This window comes from Burkholderia sp. MSMB1589WGS (assembly GCF_001636105.1).
Lineage (GTDB): Bacteria > Pseudomonadota > Gammaproteobacteria > Burkholderiales > Burkholderiaceae > Burkholderia > Burkholderia humptydooensis.
Window position 1 is genome coordinate 1,179,423 of record NZ_LNJT01000008.1, and the last position, 15,103, is coordinate 1,194,525.

The window sequence follows — 15,103 nt, forward strand, 5'->3', positions numbered from 1 at the left end:
TTGCCGTTACGCGCGCGTTGCACGCGTCCGTTGCATGCGCTCGTTACATGCGTCAGCTACACGCGTCCGTTGCGCGCCCTAAACGCCGTGCTGGACGCCGCCGAACAGCCGCAGGAACAGCCGGCTATCCGGCGCGCCGGTGTGCGCGTGCGTGCGCAGCGGCGATCCGTCGGCGCGGTTGGTCCACCAGAAGCTCGTCGCGCCGTGCGGATCGAAATACTGCGAAAGCCCCGGCCATGCGGGCGTCGCGGGCGGGCTCGGCATCGGCTGCGCGAACGGGCCGCTCCGCGCTTCGCCGCCGCTTTCACCGCTTTCACCGCTCTCACCGCTCTCGTCGCCTTCACCCGCTCCATCGAAGTCACCGGCTTCACCGCCTTCACCGCTGCCGCGTGCCGCATCGCGTTCGCCGCGCCAGCCGCTTTCGCCGAACTCGCCGCCCGCGCCGCCGAACCACGCCGATCGCGCGGCCGCGCCCGGCACGAGCCGCACCCTCGCGAGCGCCTGCTCGAGCTGCACCGGCGCGCGCGCGTGCCGGATCGCATCGAGCAGCGCGCTGCCGACCTGCCAGTAGAACGCGTCGGCGACGTCCGGCAGCGCGCTCCAGTAATCGGCGGTGCGCATCGGCAGCGTCGCGATCACCGGGTAGTAGCGGCCGACGCGATCGCAGCTCGGCGCGAGGCAGCCGGGCTGCACGCACTGCGCGCCCGCGCCCGCCGGAATCAGGAAATTCCAGACCGGCGCGACCGTGTAGTAGCGCGCGAGCTCGTCGTCGCCGCGCTGGCGCATCGCGGCCATTCCCTGCTGGAGCCAGCGCTCCCACCAGCCGGCGAGCTCGTGCGACAGCCTGTGGTTGACGAAGTCGCCCGCGCCCGGAATCTTTCCGTACCAGGCAGGCGGCTCGCCGTCGCAGGCAAGCGTCGTCTGCATCGTGCTCATTGCTTCGGAGGACATGTAAAGGACTCCATCTGCGGCAACCGGAACGGGTTGCGAACGCTGCTCGCCGTCACCTGCAGCACGATCGGCTTGCCGTCCACCGCGAATCTCGCGACCATCTGCTCGGGCCCGCGCCCGCCCGACACGCCCGCGCGGTCGAACAGCCGGTGCAGCGCCCACGGCCCCTCGGTCGTGAAGCCGCCCGCCGCGCCCGACTGTTCGGTCACCTGCAGCCGCACCTGATTGCTGCCGCGCGTGCCCGGCCACTGCACCGCGGTCGGCACCTGCGGGCCGTGCGCGTAGCGGACGATCTGGCCGTCGACGTCGAGCACCATCTCAGAGATCGACGGGTCCATTTCGAGCGGCACGATCTCGACCTTGATCTGCGCGGTCCGCGCGCCGCCTCCGAAATAGACGTCGCGGATCACCGCAGCCTTCTCGAACGCGCCGAGCATCGCGGCCGCCGCCGGATCGGCTTCGGCGTTGCGGTTGTTGAAGCGCCACGGGTGCGCGGTCGTGTCGACGAGCGTTTGCAGGTTCTTCTGGAAGAAGTCGTCCATCAGGCCGCCCGCCGCGAACAGTTGCGCGAAGTCGGACGGCGCGACGTCGCGCGACGTGCCGCGCGCGAACGGATAGCGCCCGGCGATCGCCTGCCGGCAGAAATCGCCGACGTTCGCGCCCGCGCGCTGCGCGACGTTGCGCTGCTCGACGCTCGCGACGCTGCCGTTCGCGACGTTCGACAAATCGTCGAGCACCTCGCGAAACGGCGTCGGCAGCCGGCCCGCCTGCGCGCGCAGCCGCGCGGGCGCGTCCGACGGCGGCGGCGTCGCGCCGCTGCGCAGCGCGTCGTCGGTTGCGGTGAGGTACGTGTACAGCGCGTCGATCGCCTTGAGCACCGCGTCGAACGACGCCGCCTGATCGCCGCCGCCCGGCGCGAACGCGCGCAGCCCCGCGAAGTGGCTGTCGACGATCTGCTCGGGGCTCGCGGGCGACGCGGCCGCCGCGCCCGCGTCCGCGCCCGGCTGGCCCGCGAAGATCTGCGCGAGCGAGCTGCGCGCCTCGTCGACCTTGTCCTGCGCGCGCGACGCGAGGTTGCGCGCGCCGCCGGGCGCATCGCCGAGCGGCGTGTCGCGCGCGAGCGCGATCATCAGCCGCGTGAGCGGCGAATCCGCCGACGACAGCGTGCGCGCGACCTGGATGCTCTGCGCGAGCGTCGACGTGCGCTGCAGCCGGATGTCGGCCAGATAGTCGTCCCAGGTCTTGATGTAGTCGTTCAGATAGAGCTGCCGGACGTCGCGCGCCCACGCGGCCGCGTCGGCCGGATTCGGGATCTCGGACGCGCCGAGATTCAGCACCCACACCTCCTCGCGCCCATACGAATCGATCGCGCCGGGCAGCCGCGGCGCGAACACGTTGCGGTAGCCGTTGCGCGTATAGAGGCCCGGCACGCCGTCGGCGAGGCTCCTGCCGCTCTGCCGCCGGAACGCGAGCGACGCGTCCGGCCCGACCGCGCGCGCGACGCTGAAGTCATACGACGCGGTGCTCGGGCGCAGCGTGCGCGCGAGCTGCCGGTACAGCCGCTGCGAGAACGGCACCTGCCGCAGCCGCTCGCGCACGTCGGCGACGAGCCGCTCGTTCATCGGGAACGGCGACACCGCGACGCGATTGCCGAACAGCGCGCCGAGATGCGAGCGCAGCGCGCTGCGCTGCGCCGACGAGAAATCGGCGGGCAGCGCGCGCTCCATCTCGAGATCGACGACGGCCTGCACGAACGCGGGATCGTAGTGCGCGCTGTCGTAGAGCATCAGATACGCCTTGAGCGCCGCGTATGCATATTCGGCCTCGTCGGGCTGCGCCTCGCGCAGCGCCTGCTCCATCCGGCTCGCGGCGATCGGCAGCAGCACGTCGTCGAGCGCGCGCCGGTACACGGCGTCGCTCGCCTCCTCGATCTTCTCGCCCTGAAAGAGGCCCCAGCGGTACGCGAGCGGCGGGTGCCGCAAGTCGACGCCGCCCGCGTCCGGCAGCCCGCTCAGCTCGTCGAGCACGGGCAGCAACTGGACGATGTCGGCCGCGCCCGTGAACTTCGCGCGGCCGATCTGCGCGTCGACCGCCGGCACGCGCGCGGCGACCTGGTCGAGATAGTCGCGATTGCGCGAATAGCTGCGCAGCCACGCGAACAGCACCGCGACACACAGCAGCGCGATCGCCGCGTAGCCGACGATCTGCAGCACGCGCTGCCGCTGATGCCAGCGCAGATTGCTGCCGGCGAGCGCCGCCTCGCGGAAGATGTGATCCTGCAGCAGCGATTTCAGGAAGAAGCTGCGGCCGGCCGAGCCCGTCTGCGCGGCGGGCGGCACGCCCTCGATCTTCAGGAAGCGCTTGATCCCGCTCATCACGCGGTCGAACGCGGTGCCTTCCTGCGTGCCGCTCGTCAGGTACACGCCGCGCAGCATCGGCATCGGCTCGAAGCTCGACACCGAAAACACCTCGGCGACGAACTGGCCGAGCATGTCCTGCAGATCGGCGATCTGCTGCGGCAGCAGGTAGCTCATCTCGCGCTGGCGCGCGTCGGTCTGCGACGCGAGCAGCTCCGGCAGCCCGTCGTTCAGGCGCTTGTGCAGCAGCCGGTATTCGCGATCGAACGCCGCGCGCAGATCGAAGCCGCCCGCCTCGCTCTCGGCGAGCGGGAACGTGAAGCCCCACACCTGCGCGCATTCGGCGCGGCCGAAGCCGCCGAAGTATTCGGCGAAGCCGGCGAGCAGGTCCGCCTTCGTCACGAGCAGGTACACCGGAAAGCGAATGCCGAGCTGCGAGCGCAGCTCGAGCAGGCGCTTGCGCAGCACCATCGCGTGCTGCGTGCGCTCCGCCTCCGACGCGCCGAGCAGATCGGCGACGCTGATCGTCAGCATCGCGCCGTTCAGCGGCTGGCGCGCGCGGTATTTCTTTAGCAGATCGACGAAGCCCTTCCATTCGGCCTCGTCGAGCGCGCGATTGCTCTCGTGCGTCGTATAGCGGCCCGCGGTGTCGATCAGCACCGCGTCGTTCGTGAACCACCAGTCGCAGTGCCGCGTGCCGCCCACGCCGCGAATCGCCGCGCGCCCGAACTGCTCGGCGAGCGGAAAGCTCAGCCCCGAGTTGACGAGCGCCGTCGTCTTGCCCGAGCCGGGCGCGCCGATGAACACGTACCACGGCAACTGGTACAGATACTGGCGCGACATCCGTTCGAGCCATTGCGGCAGGCCCTTGCGCGCGCCGTCGGCGGCGCCGAAGCGAACCTTCTTCAAGAGCGTCGACGCTTCGTCGAAGCGGCTGCGCAGCTCGTCGAGCTGCGCCCGTGCGGGGTCGCCCGTCGCAGCGGGCCGCGGCGCCGCTTCGCGCAACTGGTTGAGCAACTGCGCGTTCAGTTGGCCCGCGCGCCAGTTGCGCCAGGCGATCCGCGCGCCCCACGCGGCGAACAGCGCGACGATCGTCAGCGCGCGCACCCAGCCGCTCTCAAACGGGCGGAGCTCGGCGAACGCGAACAGCGGCCCGGCGAGCCAGACGAAGCACGCCAGCACGACGAGGCCGGCGAACGTCCAGATTTCCCGCGACGGCAGCGGGCGAACGATGCGTGCGACAGCGTGGCTCATGCTCAGGGCGTCTCCTTCGTCGTGTGCGCGGCGTCGCCGCCGGGCGCGAGCATCAGCGTGATCTCGACGCGCCGGTTGCGCGCGCGGTTCGCCGGCGAATCGTTCGGCGCGACCGGATCGAGCGTGCCGCGCCCTTCGGCCGTGATCCGGTCCGGGCGGTCGAGCCGCGCGGCGATCAGGCCGCGGACCGCCTCCGCGCGCTCGCGCGACAAGTCCCAGTTCGATGCGAAGCGCGCGCTGTGCACCGGCGTATCGTCGGTGTAGCCGCTCACGCGCACGCTGCCCGGCACCTGGTTCAGCGCGTCGGCGACGCGCGTGAGCACCGGCATGTAGCGATCGATCACCGACGTCGAGCCGGACCCGAACAGGCCGTCGCCGCGCAGCACGATCACGCTGCGGTCGGCTTCGTCGCGCACGCTCACGAGCCCCGCGGCGATCTCCGGCTCGAGGAACTTCGCGACGCGCGGCGCGGGCGCCGGATGCGGCGCGGGCTGCGCCGGCTGCAGCTTCGGCACGTGCAGCGCGTCGATCGACGCGAACAGCCGGTCCGAATGGCCGGCGAGCGCGATGCGCAGCCCCGCGAACACGCCGAAGCCCACGAGCAGCGCGAGCGCGACGCACACCCACAGCGGCACCGTGAAGCGCCGCGTGACGTCGCGCGTGACAACGTCGCGCCAATGCGGCGAGAGCGCCGGATCGAATTCGCCGCGCACCGAGCGGATCGTCTGCGCGAGCTGGCGGCGCACCGCGTCGAGCTGCGCGCGGCCGTTGTCGAGCACGCGATAGCGCCCTTCGAAGCCGAGCGCGAGGCAGAAATAGAGCAGCTCGAGCAGGTCGAGATGCTGGCGCGGCTGCTGCGACAGCCGTTCGAGCAGATGGAAGAACTTCTCGCCGCCCCACGTCTCGTTGTGGAACGACACGAGCAGACTGTGCGACGACCACACGCTGCCGCCCCACGGCGTCAGCGCGGCGGCCTCGTCGAGCGCGGTGCACAGGCAGTAGCGCGCGCCGATGATCGCCTCGGAGGCGACGCCCGCCTGCTGCGCGCGCTCCTCGAACTGGCGGATCTCGACGACGAGATGCTCGCGCAGCCACGCGGGATTCGGATGATGGACCGTCGAGCGGATCTGCGGCACGAGGTTCAGCAGCGGGTTCGCGGCCGCGACGAGCGGATTCGTGCCGCTCGCCGCCCACCGGCCCGGCCTCGGCTGCGACGCGGCCGCGCCCGCCGGCGCGGCGGCCGGATGCGCGCCGCCCGGGTTCGGCGGCACGAATCCGCCCGCGCCGGCCGAGAACGAATCGGAAGAAGAGTTCATCGCGCGATACCGCCCTCACCCGCGAATCGCCCAGAACTCCATCGAGAGTCCCGGGAATTCGCCGGCGAAATGAAATGCGAGGCCGCCGGAGCGTTCGAGCTGCTTCCACATCTCGCCGCCCTTGTCGATCTCGAAGTACGTGTGCCCCGCGTGATACGGAATCTGCCGGGGCGCGACCGGCAGTTGCCGCATCGCGATGCCCGGCAACTGCAACTGCACGAGGTCGCGAATCCGCTCGACGGGCCCGAGCTTCGCCTGCGCGGGAAAACGCACGCGCAGGCTGTCGGCCGGCACGTCGGCGCGCACCGCGAGCACGAAGCCCGCGGTGTCGCGCAGCGCCGGATCGGCGATCGTCGCGACCTTCATTCCGTTGCCCGCGTCGCGCAGCTCGATCTGGATCGCGTTCTGCTCGAGCACCGTCGACAGCGAGCGGCGCAGCTCCGCCATCAGCTCGCCGAAACTCGTGCGCAGATCGTCGTGCCGATAGACGGCGAGCGACTGCGGCCGCCGGCCCACCGCGGTGAACGTGCTCAGGTCGCACGCGAGCTTGAGCCAGTCGCGGAACAGCGTCTCCGGATGCGCGGCGACGTCCTGCTGCGCGTGCCACGTAAGCGCCAGATAGCGGTTGACGAGTTGCAGCAGCAGGAAATCGGCGACTTCGGACACGCCGCCGCGCCCCGGCTCCGACAGCCGCCCGCCGAGCGCCTCGCTGCGCTGCGTGAGCAGCCCGTGCAGCTCGCGCGTGTGGCGCAGCAGCACCGGATCGCGCTGCGCGACGAGCCGCGGCGGAATGTAGCCGTCGTCGACGAGCAGCCGCCCGTCGGTGCGCCGCTCGACGATCCGCACGGCACCGAGCGCCTCCCAGTCGCCCGTCAGCTCCGATTCGAGCATCAGCCGCACGTTCAGCCGCCCGGTCTGCAAGAGCGCGGGGCCGAGCGCGACCTCGTTCGCGTCGGCGACCTCGTGCTCGCGCACGACGTAGCGCGCGAATCCCGCGTCCGCATTGCCGTTGCCGTCCCCGCCGAACGACACCTCCTGCGCGCCGCCGCGCCACAGCGGCAACGCGAGCACGACGAGCTGGTCCTTCGCGTCGGCGGGCACGTCGAGCGGCTCGGGCCGATCGTCCGGATGCGACAGGTCGAACGGCGTGCCGTCGCGCATCACGCCGGTTGCGGCAAGCAGCGCGACCTTGCCGAGCGCGAGCAGCTCGCGGTCGATCTGCAGTTCGTCGTAGCCCCAGTAGAAGCCCTGCAGCGGCAGGCAGCGCATGCCGACGTAGCGCTCCCAATGCCGCTCGAGCTGCTGGAAATGCTGCGGGCGCAGGAACATGCCCTCGGTCCAGATCACGCGCTGGCGCAACGCCGCAGCGGGGGTCGCGGACAATACCGGCTCGTTCATTGACGTACTCGCGAATCGCCGCCGAGGCCGACGCCGCCGTTCTTCACGGCGACCGACAGCTTCATCTCGCCCGGCGAGGTTTGCCAGAATCGGTACAGGTTCAGTTGCTTCGCGCGCGGCAGCGGCACCGTCATCCGCCAGCGGTTCTTCTCGAGCACGCGATATTCGGCGACGATGCCGATCGCGCTCGCGTCGACGTTGCCGCGGTAGTGCAGCGTGCGCGCGTCTCCCGGGCGCAGGATGATCCGGTCGACGCCGAGCAGATCCGCGCCGAGCACGCTCTCCGGCTTGTCCTGCAGCGAGAAGAAATCGGCGCTCTCGAACGCGGACGCCGTCTTCAACTGGAACACCTTCAGCACGATCGGCGACGGCTTGCGATTGATGTCCGGATTGACGTCGGGCGCGACGTCGAGCGTGATCGAATACGGCACGGCAACGGAACGCTCCGTCGCCCCGCATCCGGCAAGCAGCAACGCGCACCCCAGAACGACGGAACCACTGAGCCGCAGTCGCATTTTCTGTCTCTTTCCTTGCATCGCAATAAAGCGCCCGCCGGCCTGCCGCAGCGAAAAGCCGGATCGACTCGAAATAAGGTGACGATCTTATTGGGCCTGTTGATTTCTAATTTCGTGTCCTTTCATTGCGATTTCATCCGGTAATTTTTTGATCTGAAAGACGGGTCAAACCACCAATAATTTCCGGCGAATTTAAATTTCCTGGAATTCGGGCCGCTGAATGACTTACGGACAAATCCTGACACAGCTCAGAGGTCTGATTCGTTGCGGCCGCCCGATCCGATTGCGCGGACGCCAGCCAGGAGAACGCGACGCGCCCCGCTGCCCGCCTGCCGCGAGCGGCCGAGCCGCGAAGCTCAATTCGTGCCAAGCCCTTTACGCCGCCAAATAAACGGCAAGCTCTTTTACGCACTGGGATGAGCACAGCAAAACAACCGACGAAAACAAAAAGCACACCGAACTATAGGTTCAACTGATGCGCTTCACAAGGCGAAGCCGGGACGAGAGCCGGACTTTAATTCGACTTATTGTTTCAAGTTGAAACAAAAGGTAACAGCCGGTCCGTTTCCAATTATTGGAACTAAAATCCAACGGCATGCTGCATTGCCCCGACCATTCCACTTATAACCGTCAATTCAAGAATGAAAGGCCGCGCCTCGCTTTACATTTTCCTTGGCTTTTTCTTGGCGGGAATGGGCGGCTGCGGCACGGGCACGGCGCCCCCGGCCTCCCCGACTTCGACGCCATCGGTCGCGCAGGCGACGCTCGACAGCGCGAAAGCCGCATACGACGCAGGCGACTACAGGCGCACGATCTCGCTGCTCGGCGGCCATGCGCGCGAGGTCGACGGCGCCGACGTCAACACGCAGGTCGCCGCGCACAAGCTGCTCGCGTTCAGCTATTGCCTGACGAGGCGCGTCACGCAATGCCGCGCCGAGTTCTCGAGAATTCTCGACCTCAATCCGCGCTTCGATCTGTCCCCTGCCGAAAAGGGGCATCCGATCTGGGGGCCGGCGTTCGAGTACGCGCGCCGCAAACATGCGTCGTCATCCTGAACGAATCGAACCGGTTTCCATGCGAACGCTTCATCCATCGACCGACGTATCGACATGCAACTGACCGTTATCGAACACGCGGGCGAGCCGGTCGGCACCGACGACCGCAACGCCGTCGTGTTTCATCCGCCGGGCGGCACGATCGGCCGGGACAGCGACAATCACCTCGTGCTGCGCGACGACACCCGGCAGATCTCGCGCCTGCAGGCGCTGCTGCAAGTGGCCGGCGACGCATGCCTGCTGAAGAACCTGAGCAGCGTATCGACGATCGAGGTGAACCGCGTGCCGATCGGCTATGCGCAGGCGCAGCGCCTGAACATGGGCGACATCATCCGGATCGGCCCGTACCTGCTGCGCGCGGAGCCCGACGACGCGACGATCGAGCGGACCGTCGAAGCGGCGGCCGCCTCGCACGCGCAGACAAAGGGCGCGAGCAACAAGCTGTGGGGCCTGCTGCACGATCGCTTCGGGCTCGGCAGGACGCAGGACGCGGACGGCAAGGCCGTCGAGCGGCCTGGCGCCGCGCCGCCGCGCGATCGCGATTCGCCGGCGTCCGCCGCGCCGCGCGACCTGCATCAGCTATCGACCGATCCGCTCGATCTGTTCGCGCAGCCGCAGGGCAATCTCGATGCGCAGGCCGGCGCCGCGCGAGACGGCGACGGGCGCGGGCCGCCAACCTCATCCGTCACGCAATCGGATCACGCGCCCGAATGGACGCAACACGTGCGCGTGCAGCCGGCGAAGTCCGCGCCGCCCGCCGCCGCGCGTCCGGGCGACGCGGGCGATACACGCGACATGCGCGACGCAGGCGACGTGCCGTCGCGCGTGCGCGCATCGACGCCGGCGACGCCCGAGACGCTGCTGCAGGCGTTCTTCGAAGGCGCGGGGCTCGACACCGCGGCCGAGCCGCACCACTGGTCCGCCGAGCAGTTGTTCGTCGCGGGGCAACTGCTTGCGCTGTTCGCGAACGGCACGGTCGAGCTGCTGTCGTCGCGCAGCATCCTGAAGCGCGAAGTGAAGGCCGACATGACGATGCTGCTCGACCGCGAGAACAACCCGCTGAAGCTGCTGCCGGACGGCGGCGCGGTGCTGCGCCAGATGTTCGGGCTGCCGCTGCCGGGTTTCATGACGCCGCAAAGCGCGGTGTCCGACGCGTTCCAGGATCTGCACGCGCATCAGCTCGGCATGGTGGCCGGCATGCGCGCCGCGCTGATGGATCTGCTCACGCGCTTCTCGCCGCAGCGCCTGCGCGAGCGCGACACCGCGCCGCAGTGGTACGAGAAGCGCGTGCCCGCGCTGTACAAGGCGCGCTTGTGGGACCGCTATGCGACCACGCATCGCGACACGCTGTTCGCGATCGAAGACGATTTTGCTTCCGTGTTCGGCAAGGCGTTCCTTTCCGCCTACGACGCGGAAGTCGAGGGCTATCGCGGGCGCTGCCGACGCTGATCCGGAGGATGCGCCGCCGCGAATTCGGAAGGGCTGCGAATCGAACAAGCCCTATTCGCGCGTCTTCGCGCGCACGACGATCTGCGCGAGCGCATCGCGCTCGATGCGCTCGAGCGACGCGCGCGCCGCATCGAAATCTTCCGGCGAGCACACCTGATGCGCGAAGCGCGCGCGCAAGCGCCGCGTGATCTGCACGACGCGCGCCGCCGCGTCGAATACGTAGTGCGATTCGTAATCGAAGAAGCGATCGTGCACGTTCGCATCGGCCGGCAGATCGGTCACGCGCACGTTGTCGGGCAACGCGATCTGCGCGGTCTCGTCGAACTCGCCGCCGATGCACAGCCACGGCTGCGTGCGCACGGGCTCCGCGAGCCAGCCCCGCACCTGCGTCGCGATGCCGCCCGCGAGGCTCGATAACGCCGGCAGCGCGGTCGTGCCGTCGGGCCAGGCGAAGTGCTCGAGCGTTCCCGCCATCGAGGTCGAAAACGGCCCGCTCGTCACGTCGCGCTCGCCCGTGCCGAGCCGCGCGGTGCCGCTCAAGCCGCTCTGCCGCAGCCGCTCGGCCGCGAGCTGCCGCACGCGCTCGCGCGCCGCCTGCCGGAACATGCCGCGCTCGAGCTCCGCGGTCCAGCCGCCGTCCTCGACGTAATACTGATAGCGCGCGGCCCCGCTCGGCTCGACGTCGATCCGCAGGCGCGCGTCGCGCGTACGCGGCTGCGCGGCGGGCGTGCGCGACAGCACGCCGTCGTCGACGAGGAGCGCCGGCCGATCCATCACGACGGGCGGCAGATAGCCGAACTCGACGCCGCCGACCGTCGTGTCGGCGAACAGGCCGAGATCCGGCAGCCACGTGATCGCGTGACTGATCGCGCTGCCGCCGTAGCCGGGCACGTCGGGCAGCGTGTAGACCGGGCCGAGATTCAGCAGTGCCGGCTCGCTGCGTATGCCGAGCGCCGCGAGCAGCGCGCCGAACAGCGCGACGTGATCCTTGCAGTCGCCGTAGCGGTTGCGCAGGATGTCCGTCACCTTGTGCGGCGCGGCCGCGGTCTCGCCGAGAAAGAGCGCGACGTAGCGCACGTTCGTGCGCACCCAGTCGTAGATCGCCCGCGCCTTCGCACGCGGCCCGGACGCGCCCGCATTCGCGACGATCGATTCCGCGAGCCGCGCGACGGCGGGGTCGGCCGCGCTCGCGTCGACGGCCGCCGCGCGATACCGGCCGGCGAACGCCGCGAAATCGCGCAGCGTCGACACCATCAGCCGGTCGCCGTACGTCGCGTAGCCGACCGAGCCGTCCTCGATGCGCGGATACGGGCCGTGCCGATAATCGAATTCGTAGCGCGTGCGGCCGTTCTCCGTCACCGGCGCTTGCGCGACGTAGCCGCGCGCGTCCGCATAGAGCGGCATGTCGGCGGGCAGATCGAAGATCAGGCGCTGCGCTTCGACGGGCGCGCGCGACGGCGCGGCGAAGTAGCTGAAGTACCCTGGGTCGCGCGGCTTCGTGCGCGACTTGCCGAACACGAGGCGCGTGCGCGCGCCCACGTCGACGCCCGGAAAGATCACCGAGCGCAGCACGCCGTCCTCGAAGAACGGCGCGCCGGCGGAGCGCGGCTCCTGCACGTCGCGAATCGCCTCCGGGCCGACCGGGTGCGCGACGCCCGCGCGGTCGATCGTCTCGGCGCGCAGCAGCTCGACGCGGTCGATGTCCTTGTTGAACCACACGTAGCGCTGCGCGACGTCGTCGATGCCGCTCGCGGTGTTCGCGCGCAGCGTCGAATCGTCGTGCTCGTCGACGGAGCCGTCGCGCTGGACGACGAACACGTGGACGTCGCTCACGACGGTCGCGGGCGCGGCGTCGGCGGCGTCGGCGGCGTCGGGCTCGATCGGCGATGCGCTCGCGCAGCCGATGAACAGGCCCGCGCACGCGACGCAAGACAATCGGATCAAAACGTACATCGCAACGGACCTGCGCGAATGGAGGGGCGAATCGTCGTGACGAACGGAGGCGGACGAAGGCGCGAGCCCCCGTTCGCCGGTCGAGTCAGTGTCGGCCGCGCTCGCGCGCGCGTCAAGGCGCGCCGCGCCGGCTTGCGGCAATCAGCCGGGAATGCGGCGGGCCGATTGCGGCATGCTCGCCACGCGCCGAGCGCCTCGCATCGCCCGCACGATCCCGCCGTCGACGCGCGTGCTGGCGGGCGGGCGGCGCATGCCTGAACTCGGCCCGCATTTCTACGCGCCGACCGTGCTCGCCGACGCCGCGCCCGGCATGCAGCTCTGCGGCGAAGAGACGTTCGGGCCGGTCGTTGCGTTATTCCGCTTCGCGACCGAAGAGGAAGCGATCGCCGCCGCGCACGACACGCCCTATGGTCTCGCCGCGTACTTTTACGCGCAGGACGGACGGCGGATCGCGCGCGTGTCGTCACGGCTCGAAGCGGGAATCGTCGGCATCAACGAAGGCCCGCCCGCGAATCAAGCCGCGCCGATGCGCTGCACCGCGATCGACGCGACGTCGACGCGGCTCGGCAGGATCGCGTCGCGCACCGCGCGATCGGCAACCCGCTGCAGCGTCGCGACATCGGCCGCGCCGACCGCCCGTTGCGCGAGCGCCGCGCGGCGCGTGATGTCGGCGGCCGCGTCGAGCGGCAAGCGCGTGAGCGACGCGTAGACCTTCGCGTAATCGTCCGGATGCGCGAGCGCCCATCGTCCCGCCCGTTCGAGGCGCGCGAGCGCGTCGACGAGCGCCGCGCGCTTCGCGCGGTCTTCGAGCGTGCCGACGGGCGACGTGAGGAACGCGAGGCCCGAATTGATGCCGCTGCCGTCGCGCACGACGCGCGCGCCGCGCCGGACGACGTGCCCGTAATACGGATCGAACGTCGCCCAGGCGTCGATCCGCTTCGCCTCGAACGCGGCAAACGCATCGACGGGCAGCACGAACCGCACTTCGACGTCCTGCCGAGACAGCCCGCGCTCTTCGAGCGCGCCATAGAGCTGGTACTGCGAAATGCTGCCGCGCGCGGACGAGACGACGACGGTCCGCCCTTTCAGATCCGCAACGCCGCGCACCGGCGAATCGGGCTGCACGACGATGCCGAGCGACGCCGGCGAGCCCACGCGCGTCGCGACGATTCGCAGCGCCGGATCGCCGAGCGCGGCGGCGAGCACCGGCAGGTCGCCCGCGGGCGCGACGTCGATCGCGCCCGCGCGCTGCGCTTCGAAGAGCGGCGCCGCGCCCTGGAAATTCGCCCAGCGAAACCGATACGGCGTGTCGTTCAGCACGCGCGCCGCTTCGGCGAGCGCGCGCAGGCCGCCCGCCTGATCGCCGAGCACGAGCGTCACGTCGGATACGTCGGCGTCCGTCGCGCCGGCCTCTGTCCGCTGCGCCGCGAACGCCGGCGCGATGCGGCCGGAGAATGCCGCGCACGATGCGGCGGCAAGGCGTCGCAACGCACGGCGACGCGCGGCGAACGACGGCGGAGCAGCGTAACGGCTCATCGGCGGAGGCCTCCCGAAGAAACGCCGCCGCGCACGATCGCGCGACGGACGAGTCGCCAAGCTTAGGGAATCCGCCGATGCGGAACAAACATCGATTTGCGAAATGCTTATCGGGAATGCGCATCGCGCGCACGCTTCGACGATGCAGCGCCCCGCATGTGCGCCCCGGCGTGCGCGCGCCGTCAGCGATACGTCCAGAGCCGATGCATCGCGAACGTCAGCGGCGGCACGAGCACGACGACGGCCGCGATGCTCCACGCGGGCGCGACGCCGAGCGCCTGCACGCCGTGCGAGATCGCCATCGTCAGCATCAGTCCCGCAGCCGACACGGCGACGAAGCGCGCGACGTTGCGCCAGCGCAGCGGCGCGGAAAAGCTCCACAGCGTGTTCAGCAGATACGACGCGCCCGTCGCGCAAACGAACGCGACCGCGTTCGCCTGCACCGCGCTCGCGGCGAACGCGCCCATCAGCGCCCCGGCGATCGCCGCGTGCAGCGCGGTGGACGCCGCGCCGGACACGCCGAAGCGCACGATCCGCGCGCGCATGCCGATGTCGGCGACGGCGCTCATCGCGGCTCGCTGCGCTTCGTCAGGACCGCGAACAACGACACGCCGAACGGCAGCGAATGCTTCGGCAGCCAGCCGCGTTCGGTGCGGAAGATCCGGTACAGCGCCGCGTTGACCGCGCGCGGCCCGAGCGCGTCGCCGCTCGAGCGCGCGCGATGCAGCAGCCGGTCGACCGTTCGTGCAACGACGGCGAGCGGGAACAGCAGCGTGTTGAAGTACGAGCTGCGCACGATCATGCAATCGGCCGCCCGCGCGCAGCGTTCGAGCGCCGCACGGTCGTAGCGCCGGTAGTGATGGAGGAACGTGTCGTGCGCGCTCCATAGCCACTGGTACGCCGGCACCGTGACGACGATCGCGCCGCCCGGCGCGAGATAGTCGCTCACGCGGCGCAGCGCGGCCGCGTCGTCTTCGATGTGTTCGAGGCAGTCGAAGAAGCAGATCAGATCGAAGCGCTGGTCGCCGAACGGCACGTCGTCCGGGCAGCGGCCCGCGCGGATGTCGAATCGCCAGCCGGTCCTGCGGTTCGCGATCGCGCGCGCGGTGTCGTCCATCTCGAGCGCGCTCACCGCGCCGAACGCCTCGAGCATGCCGAGATTGCCGCCCGTGCCCGAGCCGATCTCGAGGATGCGCGCGCCCGCCGGCAGCCCGAGACCCACGAGCAGCGCACGCAGGATGTCGCGCCGTGCGCGGAACCACCAGTGCGTCGTTTCGGTGGCGGCCATTTGCAGATAAGCGTCGGGTGACATGGCGTCC

Annotated in this window: 11 protein-coding genes and 1 pseudogene; 3 read left to right on the forward strand and 9 right to left on the reverse strand. The window is 70.1% G+C overall.

Annotation, left to right across the window (positions count from 1 at the left end; all coding sequences use genetic code 11):
• Positions 1-78 precede the first annotated feature (78 nt).
• From tagF to tssJ, 5 genes are read right to left on the reverse strand one after another with little or no spacing between them, the layout of a single operon-like run.
• On the reverse strand, positions 79-951 hold the full coding sequence (gene tagF, locus WT16_RS22985) for a type VI secretion system-associated protein TagF (protein WP_082744041.1): 873 nt from the start codon (positions 949-951) through the stop codon (positions 79-81).
• The gene (gene tssM / locus WT16_RS22990) at positions 933-4,562 is read right to left on the reverse strand and encodes a type VI secretion system membrane subunit TssM (RefSeq protein ID WP_063534296.1); all 3,630 of its coding nucleotides are present in this window, start codon (positions 4,560-4,562) and stop codon (positions 933-935) included. The genes tagF and tssM overlap by 19 nt, the downstream gene beginning before the upstream one ends.
• Positions 4,563-4,564: 2 nt before the next feature.
• Entirely contained in the window at positions 4,565-5,878 is a 1,314-nt protein-coding gene (locus WT16_RS22995; RefSeq protein ID WP_059934449.1) for a DotU family type VI secretion system protein, read from the reverse strand.
• 15 nt (positions 5,879-5,893) lie between these two features.
• Positions 5,894-7,276: a type VI secretion system baseplate subunit TssK gene (gene tssK / locus WT16_RS23000; RefSeq protein WP_006028207.1), complete on the reverse strand. Its 1,383-nt coding sequence runs from the start codon at positions 7,274-7,276 to the stop codon at positions 5,894-5,896.
• Positions 7,273-7,791: a type VI secretion system lipoprotein TssJ gene (tssJ, locus tag WT16_RS23005; RefSeq protein ID WP_063534297.1), complete on the reverse strand. Its 519-nt coding sequence runs from the start codon at positions 7,789-7,791 to the stop codon at positions 7,273-7,275. The genes tssK and tssJ overlap by 4 nt, the downstream gene beginning before the upstream one ends.
• 641 nt (positions 7,792-8,432) lie before the next feature.
• On the opposite strand from tssJ, the gene WT16_RS23010 reads away from it, so the two are divergent.
• On the forward strand, positions 8,433-8,846 hold the full coding sequence (locus tag WT16_RS23010; protein WP_051139220.1) for a TssQ family T6SS-associated lipoprotein: 414 nt from the start codon (positions 8,433-8,435) through the stop codon (positions 8,844-8,846).
• Between the two features lie 54 nt (positions 8,847-8,900).
• On the forward strand, positions 8,901-10,295 hold the full coding sequence (gene tagH, locus WT16_RS23015) for a type VI secretion system-associated FHA domain protein TagH (protein ID WP_063534298.1): 1,395 nt from the start codon (positions 8,901-8,903) through the stop codon (positions 10,293-10,295).
• Between the two features lie 51 nt (positions 10,296-10,346).
• Here tagH and WT16_RS23020 read toward each other — a convergent pair whose 3' ends face one another.
• On the reverse strand, positions 10,347-12,248 hold the full coding sequence (locus WT16_RS23020) for a DUF3857 and transglutaminase domain-containing protein (protein ID WP_063534299.1): 1,902 nt from the start codon (positions 12,246-12,248) through the stop codon (positions 10,347-10,349).
• 226 nt (positions 12,249-12,474) lie between these two features.
• On the opposite strand from WT16_RS23020, the pseudogene WT16_RS32470 reads away from it, so the two are divergent.
• Positions 12,475-12,774 (forward strand): annotated as a pseudogene (locus WT16_RS32470) (aldehyde dehydrogenase family protein); the annotation flags it as partial.
• Here the strand turns inward: WT16_RS32470 and WT16_RS23025 are convergent.
• From WT16_RS23025 to WT16_RS23035, 3 genes are all read right to left on the reverse strand, one after another.
• The gene (locus tag WT16_RS23025) at positions 12,762-13,784 is read right to left on the reverse strand and encodes an ABC transporter substrate-binding protein (RefSeq protein WP_063534300.1); all 1,023 of its coding nucleotides are present in this window, start codon (positions 13,782-13,784) and stop codon (positions 12,762-12,764) included. The pseudogene WT16_RS32470 and the gene WT16_RS23025 sit on opposite strands and share 13 nt — an antisense overlap.
• A gap of 182 nt (positions 13,785-13,966) precedes the next feature.
• Complete coding sequence (locus WT16_RS23030) at positions 13,967-14,353, reverse strand: GtrA family protein (protein ID WP_006028213.1); 387 nt, start codon at positions 14,351-14,353, stop codon at positions 13,967-13,969.
• The gene (locus WT16_RS23035; protein ID WP_015603189.1) at positions 14,350-15,096 is read right to left on the reverse strand and encodes a class I SAM-dependent methyltransferase; all 747 of its coding nucleotides are present in this window, start codon (positions 15,094-15,096) and stop codon (positions 14,350-14,352) included. Before WT16_RS23035 ends, WT16_RS23030 begins: the two co-directional genes overlap by 4 nt.
• Positions 15,097-15,103 lie beyond the last annotated feature (7 nt).

Excerpts from the sequence above, each read along its gene's own strand:
- WT16_RS23030 (WP_006028213.1), bottom strand. The coding sequence starts at position 14,353 with ATGAGCGCCGTCGCCGACATCGGCATGCGCGCGCGGATCGTGCGCTTC.
- tagH (WP_063534298.1), top strand. The coding sequence starts at position 8,901 with ATGCAACTGACCGTTATCGAACACGCGGGCGAGCCGGTCGGCACCGAC.
- WT16_RS23035 (WP_015603189.1), bottom strand. The coding sequence starts at position 15,096 with ATGTCACCCGACGCTTATCTGCAAATGGCCGCCACCGAAACGACGCAC.
- WT16_RS23020 (WP_063534299.1), bottom strand. The coding sequence starts at position 12,248 with ATGTACGTTTTGATCCGATTGTCTTGCGTCGCGTGCGCGGGCCTGTTC.
- tssJ (WP_063534297.1), bottom strand. The coding sequence starts at position 7,791 with ATGCGACTGCGGCTCAGTGGTTCCGTCGTTCTGGGGTGCGCGTTGCTG.
- tssM (WP_063534296.1), bottom strand. The coding sequence starts at position 4,562 with ATGAGCCACGCTGTCGCACGCATCGTTCGCCCGCTGCCGTCGCGGGAA.
- WT16_RS22995 (WP_059934449.1), bottom strand. The coding sequence starts at position 5,878 with ATGAACTCTTCTTCCGATTCGTTCTCGGCCGGCGCGGGCGGATTCGTG.
- tssK (WP_006028207.1), bottom strand. The coding sequence starts at position 7,276 with ATGAACGAGCCGGTATTGTCCGCGACCCCCGCTGCGGCGTTGCGCCAG.
- tagF (WP_082744041.1), bottom strand. The coding sequence starts at position 951 with ATGTCCTCCGAAGCAATGAGCACGATGCAGACGACGCTTGCCTGCGAC.
- WT16_RS23010 (WP_051139220.1), top strand. The coding sequence starts at position 8,433 with ATGAAAGGCCGCGCCTCGCTTTACATTTTCCTTGGCTTTTTCTTGGCG.
- WT16_RS23025 (WP_063534300.1), bottom strand. The coding sequence starts at position 13,784 with ATGAGCCGTTACGCTGCTCCGCCGTCGTTCGCCGCGCGTCGCCGTGCG.